The sequence below is a fragment of the Mesorhizobium maamorense genome, from assembly GCF_044998965.1.
In the GTDB taxonomy this organism is placed as follows: Bacteria; Pseudomonadota; Alphaproteobacteria; order Rhizobiales; family Rhizobiaceae; genus Mesorhizobium.
Genome location: NZ_CP173356.1, coordinates 5,823,954 through 5,838,839, shown reverse-complemented (window position 1 = coordinate 5,838,839; position 14,886 = coordinate 5,823,954). Strand labels below are relative to the sequence as shown.

The window sequence follows — 14,886 nt, the reverse complement described above, 5'->3', positions numbered from 1 at the left end:
CGGCTCACCCGAAGAACAGGAAGCCCGCCATCAAGAACGTGGGGATCAGCACCGCGCCCGACCATGCCGTGTAGCCGAAAAAACCCGGCATGTTCACGCCGCGGTGCCGGGCAATGGCGTAGACCATGAAGTTCGGCGCGTTGCCGATATAGGTGTTGGCGCCCATGAACACCGCACCCGCCGAGATCGCCGCCAAGGTCGAAGCGAGCTCCGTCATCAGATGCCGGGGAGCGCCGCCGGCCAGCTCGAAGAACACCAGGTAGGTCGGAGCGTTATCCAGGAAGGACGACAGCGCTCCGGTCAGCCAGAAATAGGCGAGATCGTTGGGCATGCCCTGCGCTGACGTGACGAGCGCGACCAGCGGCGCCAGCGCGCCTTCGTGGCCGGCCCTCAGGATGGCGACCACGGGCACGATGCAGACGAAGATGCCGGCGAACAGTTTCGCCACTTCCGCGATCGGCCCCCAGTTGAAACCGTTCGCCTGCCGATACTCCTTGCGCGAGACGGCCAGCGAAACGAAGGCAAGCGCCAGGATGACGACATCGCGCACAAGGTTCTGCAACTCGAGGTCCACCCCCTGAATGGAAAGACTGATGCCGGGCTTCCATGTGGCCGAAAGCAGGATCGCACCGATCACGCCGGCCAGCAGCGGCAGGTTGGGCAGGCCGCGGATGCGCACTTTCGTGTCCGGCGTCGGGTCCTTGATCTTTGGCGCGCCCATTTCGCGGCGATGCAGCGTGGTGTCGATCGCCAGGAAGACGGCGAGCACGACGACGCTGACGAACAGGGTCTCGCGCCAGAGGTTGGCAGTGGTCCAGAAGAAATCGACGCCGCGCAGGAAGCCGACGAACAGCGGCGGGTCGCCGAGCGGCGTCAGCGAACCGCCGATGTTGGACACCAGGAAGATGAAGAAGATGATGACATGGGCGTTGAACGGCCGGTTGTCATTGGCGCGGATGAGCGGCCGGATAAGGATCATCGAGGCGCCGGTAGTGCCGATGACGGAAGCAAGCAGGGCGCCGATGAGCAGCAGCCCGGCATTGACCAATGGCGTGCCGTGGATGTTGCCGGCCACGAGAATGCCGCCCGAAATGGTGAACAGCGCGAACAGGAGAATGATGAACGACATGTATTCGGTGAGCAGCGCATGCAGCACCGCTTCCGTTGCCACCGTCGTGCCGAAGGCCGATGCGAGCGGCACCACCACGAGAGCCGCCCAAAATGCAGCAATCTTGCCGTAATGATGCTCCCACACATGGTTGAAAAGCAGCGGTCCCGTGGCGATCGAAAGCAACAGCCCGGCAAAGGGCAGCGCCCACCACAGCGACATCGTCCGGCCTGGCAGGCCGTGCTCTTCCGCGGCGAAGGCCGTTCCCGGTAACAGCATCGCGACAGCCACCACGGCACTTGCCGTCAAAGCCGTCGCCCCTATCGACCCCTTCTCTTCTCCCACGATGAGGTCAGTCCGCCGCGTGGTCTTCGAGCGTCACGCCTGCTTGGCGCATCCTTGCCAACATCGTCTCGACCGAACCGTTGAGGTCGATCCCGCGGCAGGCATCGAGCCTGACAGTGGCCCTGAACCCCTGCTTGACCGCGTCGAGCGCCGAGAAGGCGACGCAGAAATCGGTCGCCAGGCCGACCAGGGTCAGAGTGTCGATGCCGCGCTCCCTGAGATAGCCGGCAAGGCCGGTCGGCGTCGTGTGGTCGTTCTCGAAGAAGGCCGAATAGCTGTCAATATCAGGCCGAAATCCCTTGCGGATGACGAGCTCGGCCTTGGTCCAGGCAAGACCCGAGTGAAAATCCGAGCCGAGGCTGCCCTGGATGCAATGGTCCGGCCACAATGTCTGCTGGCCGTAGGGCATCTCGATGGTTTCAAAAGGCTGGGCGCCTGGATGGCTTGAGGCAAAGCTCGAATGGCCGGCTGGATGCCAGTCCTGCGTCAGCACGACATGATCGGTTCGCCGGATCAGGTCGTTGACCAGCGGCACGATCTCGTCGCCGCCGGTCACAGCCAACGCGCCGCCAGGGCAAAAGTCGTTCTGCAGGTCGATGACGACAAGCGCTTCTTCGGCCATGGGGTTCCTTCCTGTCGGTATCGGGCGCGGGCTCCCAGGGGGATCCCGGCGAAAGAAAGCCGCTGGCGCGACCGGAGGGAGAAACTTGACCAGATGGCGGGCCGCGTCAACCATTAGAGCGCCGGGCGCAACCCCGAACGCGCAAAGGGCGCCCCAGCACCTAGATTTTGCGGAGAACAAATGCGTGGCGGCGGCAGCCGTGCGGGTGCTGCGCAAACTCCGGCTTTGACAATTTCCGCCGACTTGATATCATTTGCATACGAATGAATTTAAGCCGGGCCCGGACGCCGGCAAGTTCCCTCGGAAAGGCCCTTTTTCTGGGAAGGCAAAGCGTGATCCGTTACGCGAAACCCACCACGGTCGACGAGGCGCTCGCCCTGCTTGGCGAAGCTTCGTGGCGCATCCTTGCCGGCGGCACCGACTTCTACCCGGCGCAAGGCAACAAGCCTTTCCGCGACAATGTGCTCGACATCAACGGGCTGGCCGCGCTGCGCGGCATTGCGGAAACGGAAACGCACTGGCAGATCGGGGCGCGCACCAGCTGGACCGATATCGTTCGCCATCCCTTGCCGCCGGCCTTCGATGCGCTGAAAGCGGCCGCGCGGGAGGTCGGGTCCGTTCAGATCCAGAATGTCGCCTCGATCGCCGGCAATCTCTGCAACGCTTCGCCGGCCGCGGATGGCGTGCCGGCGCTGCTGGTGCTCGACGCCGAGATAGAACTGCGCTCGGCGCAAGCGGTGCGCCACCTGCCGCTCCGGGAATTCGTCCTCGGCAATCGCCGCACGGACCTGCGGCCCGGCGAGATGGTAACCGCCATCCGCGTGCCGAAAGCGGCCGGCGCGGGTATGTCGGCTTTCGTCAAGCTCGGCGCGCGGCGCTATCTCGTCATCTCGATCGCCATGGTGGGGGCACGCCTGGTCGTGCAGGACGGCATCGTCGAGCAAGCGGCGGTCGCCGTCGGTTCCTGCTCGGCTGTTGCAAAGCGGCTCGGCGGGGTCGAGGCGGCCCTGCGCGGACTGGCGGCGGATCATGGGCTGGCCACAGCGGTCCTCGCCGCGCCGATGGAAGAGCTGTCGCCGATCGGCGACGTGCGCGGCAGCGCCGAATACCGGCAGGACGCGGCGCGCGAAATCGTTGTCCGCGCCGTGCTTGCGGCGGCGGGGCCGATGAGCGGTGACAGGGTGGCGGCATGAACAAAGCTCAGCCTCACATCAGCCAGGCTCGACCCGGCGGGGCCCTATCCGGCAGTGATGCAGTTGGCCTGGCACGCGCGGAGATCACCTTCGCGGTCAATGGCGCCGCCGTCTCGGTCAACGTGCCGCCGCTGCGCCGGCTGTCCTCGGTGCTGCGCGACGAATTGCTGCTGACCGGGACCAAGGTCGGCTGCGACGCCGGCGACTGCGGCGCCTGCACGGTGCTGGTCGATGGCGATCCGGTCTGCGCCTGCCTGATGCCTGCGGCGTCGGCCGCCGGAGCGTCGGTAACGACGGTTGAAGGGCTCGCCAATGGCCGGCTGTCGGCACTACAGGCCTCCTTCCTGGCGCATGGCGCGGCGCAGTGCGGCATCTGCACGCCGGGCCTACTGGTGGCGGCGACGGCCCTGCTAGAGAAGAAAGCCAGGCCGAGCGAGATCGAAGTGCAGGACGCGCTTGGTGGTGTCCTCTGCCGTTGCACCGGGTACCGGAAGATCGTCGCTGCTGTGATGGATGCCTCCGCCCAGGCTGCAAGCCTGGATTTCCGTCTGCCTCGGTCCGGTCACGCCATTGGTTCCTCCCCGATCCGGCTCGATGGCGTGCCGAAGGTGACCGGCAGTGAGAAATTCGGCGGCGATTCGTTCGCGGCCGATGCGCTGGCGGTGCTGGTAATCCGCTCGCCGCACTACCATGCCAGCTTCGCCTTCGGCGACCTCGATGGCTGGGCAAAAGCTCGTCCCGGCATCGCCGGTATCTTCACGGCGGCCGATATCCCGGGAAAGAACTGTTTCGGCGTCATCGGTCCGTTCGCCGACCAGCCGGCTCTCGCCGAAGGCTTGGCGCGGTTTCGCGGCGAGGCGGTGGCGCTTGTGGCCGGCGAGCGCGAGGCGATGCTCGATCTCGACCTGTCGGATTTTCCGGTGCGCTGGACCGAATTGCCACACCTGTTGCAGCCTTGCGAGGCACAGGCCGAAGGAGCGGCGCTGATCCATGCGAACCGTCCGGCCAACCTTCTGACCAAGGGCTTCGTCGAACGCGGCGATCCCGAGACGGCGCTTGCCGATGCCGCTGTCACCGTGACCGGTGCGATCGAGACGTCCTATGTCGAGCATGCCTATATCGAGCCGGAAGCCGGCCATGCCTATATGGATGGCGACACGCTGGTCGTCGTCGCCTGCACGCAGGCGCCCTATATGGACCGCGACGAGACGGCGAAGGTGCTGGGCCTGCCCGTCGACAAGGTGCGCATCGTGCCGACCGCGACTGGCGGCGGTTTTGGTTCCAAACTCGACGTGTCCCTGCAACCGCTGATCGGCCTGGTGGCGATGAAGACCGGGCGGGCGGTGGCGCTTGCCTACACGCGCAATGAATCGATGATGTCGACCACCAAGCGCCACCCCGCGCAGATGCAAGCGACCATCGGCGCCGACGCCGAGGGCCATGTCACCGGCATGATTTTCTCAGGCGATTTCAACACCGGGGCGTACGCGAGCTGGGGACCGACCGTCGCCAACCGTGTGCCGGTGCATGCCTCGGGTCCCTATGCCACCCCGAACTACCGCGCCGAAGGCCGCGCCATCCATACACATGGGCCGATTGCCGGCGCTTTCCGCGGCTTCGGCGTGCCGCAGGCGACCATCATGCAGGAGACCTTGTACGACGAGCTGGCCGGCAAGCTCGGCATCGACCGGCTCGACTTCCGCTTGAGAAACTGCCTTCGTAACGGATCCGAAACAGTTACCGGACAGAGGCTGGAATCGGGCGTCGGCATTGCCGAATGCCTCGATGCCCTGCGGCCGCATTGGGCGCGTGCAGTGGCTGACGTGGATGCCTTCAACAGTGCCAACACGGATAAAAAGCGCGGCGTCGGCATCGCCTCCTGCTGGTACGGCTGCGGCAACACCTCGCTGCCCAATCCATCGACCATCCGGGTCGGCATCGCGGCGTCAGGCGAGATCATCCTGCACCAGGGCGCCGTCGACATCGGCCAGGGCTCCAACACCGTCGTCACGCAGATCTGCGCCGACGCGCTCGGCCTGCCCCTGGAAAAGTTCCGGCTGAAAGGCGCCGACACCGCGATCACTCCCGATGCCGGCAAGACCTCGGCCTCGCGCCAGACCTTCGTCACCGGCAAGGCGGCCGAGAAGGCCGGCCGCGCCTTGCGCGAAAAAATCCTGCGCTTTGCCAATGTCTCGGAAAAAGCGTCGCTTCAGCTCGAAGGTCCGGCGATCGTCATCCGTGAGGGCGAGGCGGTCCGCCGTGTCGATCTTGGCACACTCGAAGCGGATATCCACGGCTTCGTCTTCCGCGCCGAGGAGACTTACGACCCGCCGACGCTGCCGCTCGACGCCAAGGGCCAGGGCAAGCCCTATGCGGTCTATGGTTACGGCGCGCAGATCGCCGAGCTCGAGGTGGACCTCAAGCTCGGCACGGTCAAGCTGGTCAAGATCACCGCCGCGCACGATGTCGGCAAGGCGATCAACCCGCTGCTGGCCGAGGGCCAGATCGAGGGCGGCATCGCGCAAGGCATCGGCATGGCGCTGATGGAAGAGTATATTCCCGGCCGCACCGAGAATTTGCACGATTATCTCATTCCGACCATCGGCGACGTGCCGCCGATCGAGACGATATTGATCGAGGTGCCAGACCCGGAGGGGCCGTTCGGCGCCAAGGGCCTGGGCGAACATGTGCTGATCCCGACCGCGCCGGCGATCCTCAACGCCATCCGCCATGCGACCGGCATTACGATCACAAAAGTTCCGGCAACGCCGACGCGCATCCGCGCCGCCATCCGCGAGAAGGAGGCATGCCAATGAGCGAGCTTGCCGAACGCTTCGAAACCCATGATCCCGGCGAGAAGCTGGTGGCGGAGAAGATCCGCTGCGATGCCTGCCCTGTGATGTGCTACATATCAGATGGCCGCACCGGCGCTTGCGACCGCTACGGCAATGCCGGCGGCCGGATCGTGCGCATGGACCCGCTGACCATTCTCGATCATACCGCCGAGATCGGCGGCGCTGTCGTGCCCTTGGTCGCCGAGGGCGAGGCCTGGGACGGCGAACTGGTCAACACCGGCCGCCGCTTCGTCACGGCGATCGGGGCAGGAACCACCTATCCCGACTACAAGCCGGCGCCCTTCATCGTCAGCCAGCAGGTCGAGGGCGTCGATCTCGTCACCGTCGTCACGGAGGGCATCTTCTCCTATTGCGGCGTCAAGGTGAAGATCGACACCGACCGTCATATCGGACCCGAAACGGCTGTCGTGCGGTCGCAAGGCGAGGCGATCGGTCATGTCACGACGGGCGAATATGGCTCGCAGATGCTGTCGCTGGGCGGCGTGCATCATCTGACCGGCGGCTCCAAGGCCGAAGGCCGCGCCACCTGCGATGCGCTGCTCGGTCTGTGCAACCGCAAGCCGGTGGAGCTGACCATCGACGGCGGCGCCACCATAACGGTCGAAGCCGGCAAACCGCCCGTCATCGACGGCAAGCAGGAACACCGCATGCGGGTCGGCTGCGGGTCGGCGACCATCGGCATGTTCGCCACGCAATGGCGCGGCCTGGTCGACGAGGTGGTGGTGGTCGACGACCACATAACCGGCGTCGTCTCGGAGCATCAGGCCGGCAAGGTGCTGGGCTGGCAGGACACGGGGATAAAGATCATCGGCCGCCGCTCGACCCCTGGCCGCTATTTCAAGGTCTCCGAGCCCGGCCCCGGCTGGGGCGGCACCAGCATATCCGACCCGCTGTCGATCCTGGGCGAATGGAACGCCAAGAAGGGCGCGCGCCCCGGCCTGTCGCTGCTGATGGTTTCGACCACCGGCGAGCAGTTCGCCTATTACGAACTCGACGACCAGTTGAAGCCAGTCGAAAAACCTTTTCCCGAGCGGTTGCAGAAATCCGTGGGACTGATCGAGGACAATTGCGAACCGGCGCTGTGCACCGTGCTGTTCATCGGCGGCGCCGGTGGTTCGCTGCGCGCCGGCGTCACCGAGAATCCCGTCAACCTGACGCGTTCCGTGCAGGGCCTGACCACTTATGTGACGGTCGGCGGCGCGCCGGTCTATGTCTGGCCGGGCGGCGGCATCACGCTGATGGTGGATGTGACGCGTGTGCCGGAAGGCGCCTTCGGCTATGTGCCGACGCCGGCGCTGGTGGCGCCCATCGAATTCACGCTGCTCCGCGACGACTATATCAGGCTCGGCGGCTACGAAGCCGAGATCCGCAGCGTCGAGGATGTCGTCGCCAAAGGCGGCGAGTACCTGAACGCGCGCCGGGGCGGCGGTGCGCCGGCCGGCAACCCGTGGCCGCCGCTGGCGCAGTTGTGGCGCACGCCCGCGAACGGGGCCGCGTGACGATGAACGGCCCGCAAGCGCATTGGCTCGGGGATGGCAGGCGGCTGCACCTCAACCACGGGCCGATCGACCTGATCGTCGAGGCCTTTGGGACACCAGGCGAATGCCGGCGAGCTTATGAGCAGGCCGTGGCGCGGTTCCAGACCATCCTGCCGGAACTGGTGGAGGAATTGCCCGAGTTGCGCCGGCCGGCCACGTTGCGCCCGCGCGCCTTCGCCGGCCCGACGGCGCGGCGCATGGAAGCGGCAGTTACGCCATTGGCGGACGACTTCATCACGCCGATGGCAGCCGTCGCCGGTTCGGTAGCCGACGAAATACTTGCCGCGCTGATTGCCGGGCGAAAACTCGATCGCGCCTATGTCAACAATGGCGGCGACAGCGCGCTTCATCTCGGTACCGGCCAGTCGATCACTCTTGCCATTGCCGGCACCGGCCATGGCCTTGCCGACCGCATCGTCATCCGCGCCGAGGACGGCGTGCAAGGCGTTGCCACCAGCGGCTGGCGCGGGCGCTCGTTTTCGCTCGGCATCGCCGACGCCGTCACCGTGCTGGCGAGGACCGGCGCCGAGGCCGATGCCGCGGCGACATTGATCGCCAATGCCGTCGACTTGGCCCACCATCCCGCTATTCGGCGTGTGCCCGCGCATGATCTGGCGCCGGATAACGACCTTGGCGACAGGCTGGTGACGCAAGAAGTCGGGCCGCTTTCTGCCGAAGAGATTGCCACGGCGCTGGACAGCGGACTTGCCGTCGCCGAAGATTTCCGCCGCAGGGGACTGATCGCCGCATCGGCGCTGTTCCTCGCCGGCCAGACCCGCATCGAGGGCTCCATGGCGCTTGCCGCGCCCGACAAAAGTCCAGGGAAGGAAGTTGCCCATGCCTGAGTTTCCGCTCCGCAAGATCGTGGTGCTGACCGAAGAGATCTTTCATGAGGGCGGGCCGGCGCCCAAGGTGCCGCGCCGCCGTGCCGCCGCCATGGCACTGGTGAAGAACCCGTTCGCCGGGCGCTATGTCGAGGAATTGCAGAGCGCCATGGACGATCTGAAGCCGCTTGGCCTCCTGCTCGCCGACCGACTGATCGCGGCATTGGGTGGCGACGTGAAGCAGATCGACGGCTATGGCAAAGGCGCCATCGTCGGCACATCGGGCGAGCTCGAGCATGGCGCGCTTTGGCATGTGCCGGGCGGCTACGCCATGCGCGAGCGGCTCGGCGACGCCAAGGCGATCGTGCCGTCGGCCAAGAAGGTCGGCGCCTTCGGCTCGCGGCTGGATGTGCCTCTCGGCCACATCAACGCCGCCTATGTGCGCAGCCATTTCGATGCGATGGAAGTCGGCGTCAGCGACGGACCGCGTCCCGACGAGATCCTGTTCTGCCTCGCCATGACCTGCGGTCCGCGCGTGCACAATCGCATGGGCGGCCTGGCCGCCGACGACATCAAGGCATGGGACGGGCTGCGGTGAGCGGCGAAGACAATCTGCTGAAGCTGGTCGAGGTCGAGGAGGCGGACGATCAGGACTACCACCTGCAGGAGCAGGTCGGCTTCATCCTGCGCAAGGCGCATCAGCGCCACGTCTCGATCTTCGCTGCCCATATCGGCGACCTGACGCCACCGCAATTCGCGGCATTGGCCAAGCTGCGCGATGTCGGCGAGACTTCGCAGAACCAGCTCGGCACGCTGATCGCCATGGATGCGGCGACGGTGAAGGGCGTGATCGACCGGCTGAAGGCGCGCGGCCTTGTCGAGCTTTCCAAGCACGAGGGCGACAAGAGGCGGCTGCTGGTCAATTTGACCGCCGAAGGGCGCGAGGCGATCGAACGCCTGATCCCGCTGGCGCGCGAGATTACCGAGGAAACCTTGGCACCGCTCACGGCCAAGGAGATCGCCACCTTCATGAGGCTGCTGGCGAAATTGGCGTAGGGGCCGACGACGAGGTCCTTTCCTCTCCCTCCGGAGGGGAACCACCTGGCCACCGCCGACGACGGATATTGAGAGGGGACCAGGGCGCAAGAATCTTCCTGCACCGCGCCAAGGGTCGACCCCACTCCGTCGAGCTTCGCTCGACACCTCTCCCCCGATCGACGGGGGAGAGGAAGGCGCTAAGCTGTCCTGGGACGAAGAACCTGGACCTTGGGCCGGCGCTTATCTCCGGCGAAATCTCAGAGGCCGTTGTCCTTCAGCACCTGGGCGGCGTTTTCCTTGGTGATCTTCTGCGTCGGCAAGGTGATGGTCTTTTCGACCTTCTCGCCATTGAGGAACTTGATCGCCTGCCGAAGGCCCTCGGCGCCCGGGGTGACATAGGTGAAGGTCGCCGTCAGCTCGCCCTTGTTCACCATCTGCACGCCTTCGTTGGGCAGGCCGTCGATGCCGATGAACTTGATGTCCTTCTCGCGGCCGACATCCTTGGCGGCAAGATAGGCGCCATAGGCCATCGGGTCGTTGTGGCCGTAGACGAGATCGATCTTCTCGTTGCTCTTCAGCGCGTTGGCCATCAGATTATAGGCCTGGTCCTGCTTCCAGTCGCCCGACTGCTGGTCGAGCAGGTACTTGATGCCCGGCTCCTTGTCGGTGAACTCATGGAAGCCGTCATGGCGGTCATGCGCCGGCTGGGTGCCCATGCCGCCCCAGATCTCGACGACATTGCCCGATGCCTTGCCCTTGCCGCCGAGCAGCTCGACGGCATATTCGCCGGCCGCGCGGCCGATCAGCTTGTTGTCGCCGCCGACGAACTGGGTGTAGTCCTTGGTGTCGACATTGCGGTCGAGCACGAAGACCGGGATCTTGGCGTCGATCGCCTGCTGCACGACGCCGGTCAGGCCGGCCGATTCCTTCGGCGACACCAAGAGCGCATCGACCTCCTGGCGGATCAGGTTCTCGACATCGGCAACCTGCTTCTCGGTCTTGTCCTCGCCGTCGGTGATGATCAGCTCGACCTCGGGGTGCTTGGCGGCCTCGGCCAGTATGTCCTTGTTGAACTGCGCGCGCCAAGGCTCGATGGTCGTCACCTGCGAGAAGCCGATCTTCCACTTCTTGTCCTGGGCCATGGCGTGGCCGGTGGAGAGCAGCGCGGTGGTGGTCAGCAATGCCGCGCCAAGGGCGGCAAGCTTCAGCGTGTCACGTCGTTTCATTTCTTGTTTCCTCCGAGATTGAGAGACCGGGTCTCTTGCGACGGCCGTTTTGCCGCGGCCGTTTCCTTGTGCGCCGCTCCGGGCAGGCGCAGATAGGCTAGGAGATCACCGGCATTGCGCTCCTGCACGAGCACTGTGCCGATGATGATCATCCCCTTCAGCACCAGCTGAAGGTTCGAATTGATGTTGTGGAGCTGCAATATGTTGGACAGCAGCCCGAAGATCAGCACGCCGCAGAATGTCCCCGTGAGGCTGCCGCGCCCACCCATCAGGCTGGTGCCGCCGATGACCACGGCGGCGATGGCGTCGAGCTCCAGGCCGGCGCCGGCATCGGGCTTGCCTTGCCGGTACTGCGCGACATAGAGCACCGCGGCAATGCCGGCGAGCAGGCCCGAAACGGCGTAGGTGACGATCTTGACCCGGCCGGCGGCGATGCCGGAAAGCCTGGCCGCCTCCTCATTGCCGCCGATGGCGTAGACATAGCGGCCGAACGGCGTGAAGCGCAGCACCGCGCCATAGATCAGGATGGCGCCGAGGAAGAACAGGCCGGGCATCGGAATGACGCCGAACACCATCGAGCGCAGCAGCTCGAAATCCTCGGTGGCGTTCGAGCCGGTATAGACCGGCAGCACAGCATTGTTCTGGCCGGCGGTCAGCCGGGCGATGCCCAACGCCGTCACCATCATCGCCAGGGTGACGATGAAGGGCTGCAGCCGCCCGGCAACGATGATGAAGCCGTTGAGCGCACCGAACAGCAGGCCCACGCATGGCGCGACCAGCAGCACGCCGAGGACGCCGAATTTGGGCTCGACCTGCGGCAGCAGGTACCACAGGGAAAGACAGCACAGGACCACGCCGACGATTGCCGGCGTGACCAGGCCGCGGGCGCGGTCCAGCCTTGCGTCGCGCGAGGCATCGGCGCCGGCGCGCGACTTTTCGATATTGAGGAAGATGAAGCGGGTGACGATGAAGCCGAGACAGAGCGCCACCACGGCGACGGTGGGCACGCCAAGCACCACTCCCGGCGTCACGCCCGGAACCGTCAGCAGCATGGCGCAGACCACCGAACAGATGGCCATCAGCGAACCGACGGAAAGATCGATGCCGCCGGTGATGATCACCGCCGTCATGCCGGTGGCGATCAGGCCGGTGGTCGACACCTGGCGCAGCACGTCGAGCAGATTGCCGTAGGACAGGAAGATGTTGTTGCCCTTGGAGCTGACCGGCGAGCCCAGCACGCCGATCAGGAAAATGGCGATCAGGCCCCAGTAGAGCTTGGTGCGGGACAGGAGTTTCAAGGCGGTCATGCGGCAGGTCTCGAAATCGTGCGGCGCGGCGCGGCGAGACGCATGATGGCCTCCTCGCTCGCCGCATCGCGGGAAAGGATGCCGGTCTGGCGGCCATCGGCCATCACCAGAATGCGGTCGGAGAGGTGCAGCAGTTCCGGCAATTCGGAGCTGATGACGGCAATGGCCAGCCCGTCGCGCGCAAGCTTGAAGATGAGATCGTAGATCTCGCGCTTGGCGCCGACGTCGATGCCGCGCGTCGGCTCGTCGAGAAGAAGCACGCGCGGCCGTGTCGCCAGCCATTTGCCGATGACGACCTTCTGCTGGTTGCCGCCCGACAGCGTGCCGGCTGGCTGGTCGATGTCCTCGCAGCGTATGCCGAGCGCCCGGACCGCGTGGCGCGCCAGCTCCTGTTCGCCGGCCAGCGAACGGATGCCGAAGCGCGCCAGCGATCCGACCAGCGGCAATGCGACGTTGTCTGTAATGGAGGCCTGGAGATGCAGGCCTTGCGTCTTGCGGTCCTCGGTCACCAGCGCAATGCCGAGGCGCCTGGCATCGCGCGGCGAGCGGATCTCGACCGGCGCGCCGTCGAGCCGGACCTCGCCGCCGGTGCGGCCATCGCTCGAGCCGAAGATCGCCTCCAGGATCTCGGTGCGCCCTGAACCCAGCAGCCCGCCAATGCCAAGGATCTCGCCTTCGGCGAGTTCGAAGTTGACGCCGTCGATCACGGTGCGCCAGCCATGGGCGTCGGGTTTCGTCAGCGACAGGTTCTCGACGGAAAGCACGACTTCGCCGCCGGAACGGCGCTCCTCTTCCGAGGAGGCCAGCAGGTCTCGCCCGACCATTGCCGAAATGATGGCGTTCTCGTCGAGCTCGCCCATGGGCCGCGTCAGCACGTGGCGTCCGTCGCGAAACACCGTGACCCTGCCCGCCAGGTGCATGACCTCGTCGATGCGGTGCGAGATGTAGACGATGGCGACGCCGCTGTCGGCAAGCTGGCGGATGATGCGGAACAGCCTCTGGCATTCGGCTGGAGAAAGCGCCGAGGTCGGCTCGTCCATGATCAGGATGCGCGCCGACATCGACAGCGCCTTGGCGATCTCGACCAGTTGCTGTTCGCCGACGCGCAAGGCGCCGACACGGGCTTCCGGGTCGAGCTCGATGCCCAGCCGCTGCAGAAGGGCGCTGGCGGCGCGGCTGCTCGCCTTGCGGTCGACGATCAGCCCGGCGATCAGCTTCTCGCGTCCGAGAAAGATGTTGTCGGCGACGCTGAGTTCGGGAACCAGATTGAGCTCCTGGTGGATGATGGCAATGCCGGCGGCCTCGGCGTCGCGCACGCCGGCGAAATTCGCGGCTACGCCGTCGACGCGAACCGTGCCTTCATAACCCGTGTAGACACCGGAAAGGATTTTCATCAGCGTCGACTTGCCGGCGCCGTTCTCGCCCATCAAGGCGTGGACTTCGCCGCGCCGCAGCTCGAAACCGACGTCGACCAAGGCGGCAATGCCGCCGAAGCTCTTGGATACGTGCTCAGCGCTTAGGACGACATCCGAACGATCCGCCGCAACATCCCGACGCGCGATGGAATTTCCGTGCTCCATGACAAAGGCGGCCTCCCTTCCGTCGTCGTCTGACCTCATGAACGCTATTCTAAACGTTTCGATCCTGTCAAGCTTCTATCTGGTTAAGCGAGATTGCCTCATTTCAATTCTTGCGAAAAACCGCGATGTTCCGTAGGTATGAGGTATAGTGAGGCGGCGAAACGTTTCGAAAATGGCAGGGCCAAGCAAGACAAGGCAGCGAAAATCGACGGCGCCGACCATGCTTCACGTGGCCGAAGCGGCGCGCGTGTCGGTCGCCACCGTTTCGGCGCTGATCAACGGCACGGCGACCGTCAGCCCGGAGCTCAGCCAGCGCATCGAGCAGGCGATCCGCGATATCGGCTACAAGCGCAATGCGATCGCCCGCAGCCTGAAAATGGGCACCACGCGCACCATCGGATTGACTGTCCCGCACATCACCAATCCGTTCTTCACCGATGTCGTGTCAGTCATCCAGCAGGCCTTCGACCGCGCCGGCTATGCGGTCATGCTGTGCTGCACGGACGAGGACCTCAACACCCAGGACGACCAGATCAGGCTGCTGCTCGACCGTATGGTCGACGGGCTGATCGTGGCGCGCGTCGGCGATGGGACGATCCTCAAGCGCATCGTCGACGACGCCAACGTGCCGGTCGTCCTGCTTGACCGCATCTGTGACGGCGTCGACACGGATGCCGTGGTGCTCGACAACCAGCGGGCCGTGTTCGACGCCATCACCTACCTGATCCATCTCGGGCACCGGCGCATCGGCTACATCACCGGAACGTCGGATATCTCACCGATGCATGATCGCATGGCCGGATATCGCGAAGCGCTTCAGGCAGCCGGCCTGCCGGTCGCCGAAGAGCTGGTACGTTCCGGCAATTTTCACGAGATCGACGGCTATAACGCGGCCATGCAGTTGTTGTCGCTGCACGACAGGCCGAGCGCGATCTTCTCCGCCAACAATCCGATGGTGATCGGCACCATGAAGGCAATCCGCGATATCGGCCTGTCCTGCCCGGAAGATGTTTCAATCGCCTGTTTCGACGATTTTCCGTGGTCGGACGTGTTTGTCCCGCAACTGACCACGGTGGCACAGCCGGTGCAGGCGATCGGCGAACAGGCGGCCAATTTGCTGCTCGACCGCCTTGCCGGAAATCGCGACGCGCCGCCGCGCAAGCTGGTGCTCAAGGGCCGGCTGATGATCCGCAATTCATGCCGACCGCTGGGAGCGGTGGCGCAGAGTGTGAGTGCGTAGAGCGGTTCAG

General features: G+C 65.3%; 12 protein-coding genes. 7 read left to right on the top strand and 5 right to left on the bottom strand.

Annotated features, from left to right (window positions below; genetic code table 11):
* Positions 1–4: 4 nt before the first annotated feature.
* Positions 5–1,387: a sodium:proton antiporter gene (locus tag ACIU1A_RS29200; RefSeq protein WP_404928031.1), complete on the bottom strand. Its 1,383-nt coding sequence runs from the start codon at positions 1,385–1,387 to the stop codon at positions 5–7.
* A gap of 73 nt (positions 1,388–1,460) precedes the next feature.
* Positions 1,461–2,075: a bifunctional nicotinamidase/pyrazinamidase gene (gene pncA / locus ACIU1A_RS29195; protein WP_404925906.1), complete on the bottom strand. Its 615-nt coding sequence runs from the start codon at positions 2,073–2,075 to the stop codon at positions 1,461–1,463.
* Positions 2,076–2,407: 332 nt separating this feature from the next.
* Between pncA and ACIU1A_RS29190 the strand changes: the two genes are divergently transcribed.
* The 6 genes from ACIU1A_RS29190 to ACIU1A_RS29165 are packed head-to-tail and all read left to right on the top strand — an operon-like array spanning position 2,408 to position 9,541.
* Positions 2,408–3,268: an FAD binding domain-containing protein gene (locus tag ACIU1A_RS29190; RefSeq protein WP_404925905.1), complete on the top strand. Its 861-nt coding sequence runs from the start codon at positions 2,408–2,410 to the stop codon at positions 3,266–3,268.
* Positions 3,265–6,084, top strand: coding sequence for a molybdopterin-dependent oxidoreductase (locus ACIU1A_RS29185; protein ID WP_404925904.1), 2,820 nt, complete (start codon positions 3,265–3,267; stop codon positions 6,082–6,084). The genes ACIU1A_RS29190 and ACIU1A_RS29185 overlap by 4 nt, the downstream gene beginning before the upstream one ends.
* Entirely contained in the window at positions 6,081–7,622 is a 1,542-nt protein-coding gene (locus ACIU1A_RS29180) for a 6-hydroxynicotinate reductase (protein ID WP_404925903.1), read from the top strand. Before ACIU1A_RS29185 ends, ACIU1A_RS29180 begins: the two co-directional genes overlap by 4 nt.
* 2 nt (positions 7,623–7,624) lie before the next feature.
* Positions 7,625–8,506, top strand: a complete 882-nt coding sequence (locus ACIU1A_RS29175) for a UPF0280 family protein (RefSeq protein WP_404925902.1) — start codon at positions 7,625–7,627, stop codon at positions 8,504–8,506.
* A complete protein-coding gene (locus ACIU1A_RS29170; RefSeq protein ID WP_140662415.1) occupies positions 8,499–9,083 on the top strand; it encodes an amino acid synthesis family protein in 585 nt (194 codons plus the stop codon). Before ACIU1A_RS29175 ends, ACIU1A_RS29170 begins: the two co-directional genes overlap by 8 nt.
* Positions 9,080–9,541 (top strand): MarR family winged helix-turn-helix transcriptional regulator, encoded by a 462-nt coding sequence (locus ACIU1A_RS29165; RefSeq protein ID WP_404925901.1) that lies wholly within the window; start codon positions 9,080–9,082, stop codon positions 9,539–9,541. The genes ACIU1A_RS29170 and ACIU1A_RS29165 overlap by 4 nt, the downstream gene beginning before the upstream one ends.
* A gap of 239 nt (positions 9,542–9,780) precedes the next feature.
* Here the strand turns inward: ACIU1A_RS29165 and ACIU1A_RS29160 are convergent, their stop codons facing one another.
* From ACIU1A_RS29160 to ACIU1A_RS29150, 3 genes are read right to left on the bottom strand one after another with little or no spacing between them, the layout of a single operon-like run.
* Positions 9,781–10,749, bottom strand: coding sequence for a substrate-binding domain-containing protein (locus ACIU1A_RS29160; protein ID WP_140491405.1), 969 nt, complete (start codon positions 10,747–10,749; stop codon positions 9,781–9,783).
* Positions 10,746–12,056, bottom strand: coding sequence for an ABC transporter permease (locus ACIU1A_RS29155; RefSeq protein WP_140554626.1), 1,311 nt, complete (start codon positions 12,054–12,056; stop codon positions 10,746–10,748). The genes ACIU1A_RS29160 and ACIU1A_RS29155 overlap by 4 nt, the downstream gene beginning before the upstream one ends.
* Positions 12,053–13,636 carry a sugar ABC transporter ATP-binding protein gene (locus ACIU1A_RS29150; RefSeq protein WP_140514447.1) on the bottom strand — a complete coding sequence of 528 codons (1,584 nt, stop codon included), beginning with the start codon at positions 13,634–13,636 and terminating at the stop codon, positions 12,053–12,055. The genes ACIU1A_RS29155 and ACIU1A_RS29150 overlap by 4 nt, the downstream gene beginning before the upstream one ends.
* 220 nt (positions 13,637–13,856) lie before the next feature.
* On the opposite strand from ACIU1A_RS29150, the gene ACIU1A_RS29145 reads away from it, so the two are divergent.
* Positions 13,857–14,876 carry a LacI family DNA-binding transcriptional regulator gene (locus ACIU1A_RS29145; RefSeq protein WP_140491411.1) on the top strand — a complete coding sequence of 340 codons (1,020 nt, stop codon included), beginning with the start codon at positions 13,857–13,859 and terminating at the stop codon, positions 14,874–14,876.
* The last annotated feature ends 10 nt before the right edge of the window (positions 14,877–14,886 follow it).

Coding starts and splice junctions, on each gene's coding strand:
- ACIU1A_RS29200 (WP_404928031.1), bottom strand. CDS start 1,387: ATGCTGTTACCGGGAACGGCCTTCGCCGCGGAAGAGCACGGCCTGCCA.
- pncA (WP_404925906.1), bottom strand. CDS start 2,075: ATGGCCGAAGAAGCGCTTGTCGTCATCGACCTGCAGAACGACTTTTGC.
- ACIU1A_RS29185 (WP_404925904.1), top strand. CDS start 3,265: ATGAACAAAGCTCAGCCTCACATCAGCCAGGCTCGACCCGGCGGGGCC.
- ACIU1A_RS29180 (WP_404925903.1), top strand. CDS start 6,081: ATGAGCGAGCTTGCCGAACGCTTCGAAACCCATGATCCCGGCGAGAAG.
- ACIU1A_RS29175 (WP_404925902.1), top strand. CDS start 7,625: ATGAACGGCCCGCAAGCGCATTGGCTCGGGGATGGCAGGCGGCTGCAC.
- ACIU1A_RS29170 (WP_140662415.1), top strand. CDS start 8,499: ATGCCTGAGTTTCCGCTCCGCAAGATCGTGGTGCTGACCGAAGAGATC.
- ACIU1A_RS29160 (WP_140491405.1), bottom strand. CDS start 10,749: ATGAAACGACGTGACACGCTGAAGCTTGCCGCCCTTGGCGCGGCATTG.
- ACIU1A_RS29155 (WP_140554626.1), bottom strand. CDS start 12,056: ATGACCGCCTTGAAACTCCTGTCCCGCACCAAGCTCTACTGGGGCCTG.
- ACIU1A_RS29150 (WP_140514447.1), bottom strand. CDS start 13,636: ATGGAGCACGGAAATTCCATCGCGCGTCGGGATGTTGCGGCGGATCGT.
- ACIU1A_RS29145 (WP_140491411.1), top strand. CDS start 13,857: ATGCTTCACGTGGCCGAAGCGGCGCGCGTGTCGGTCGCCACCGTTTCG.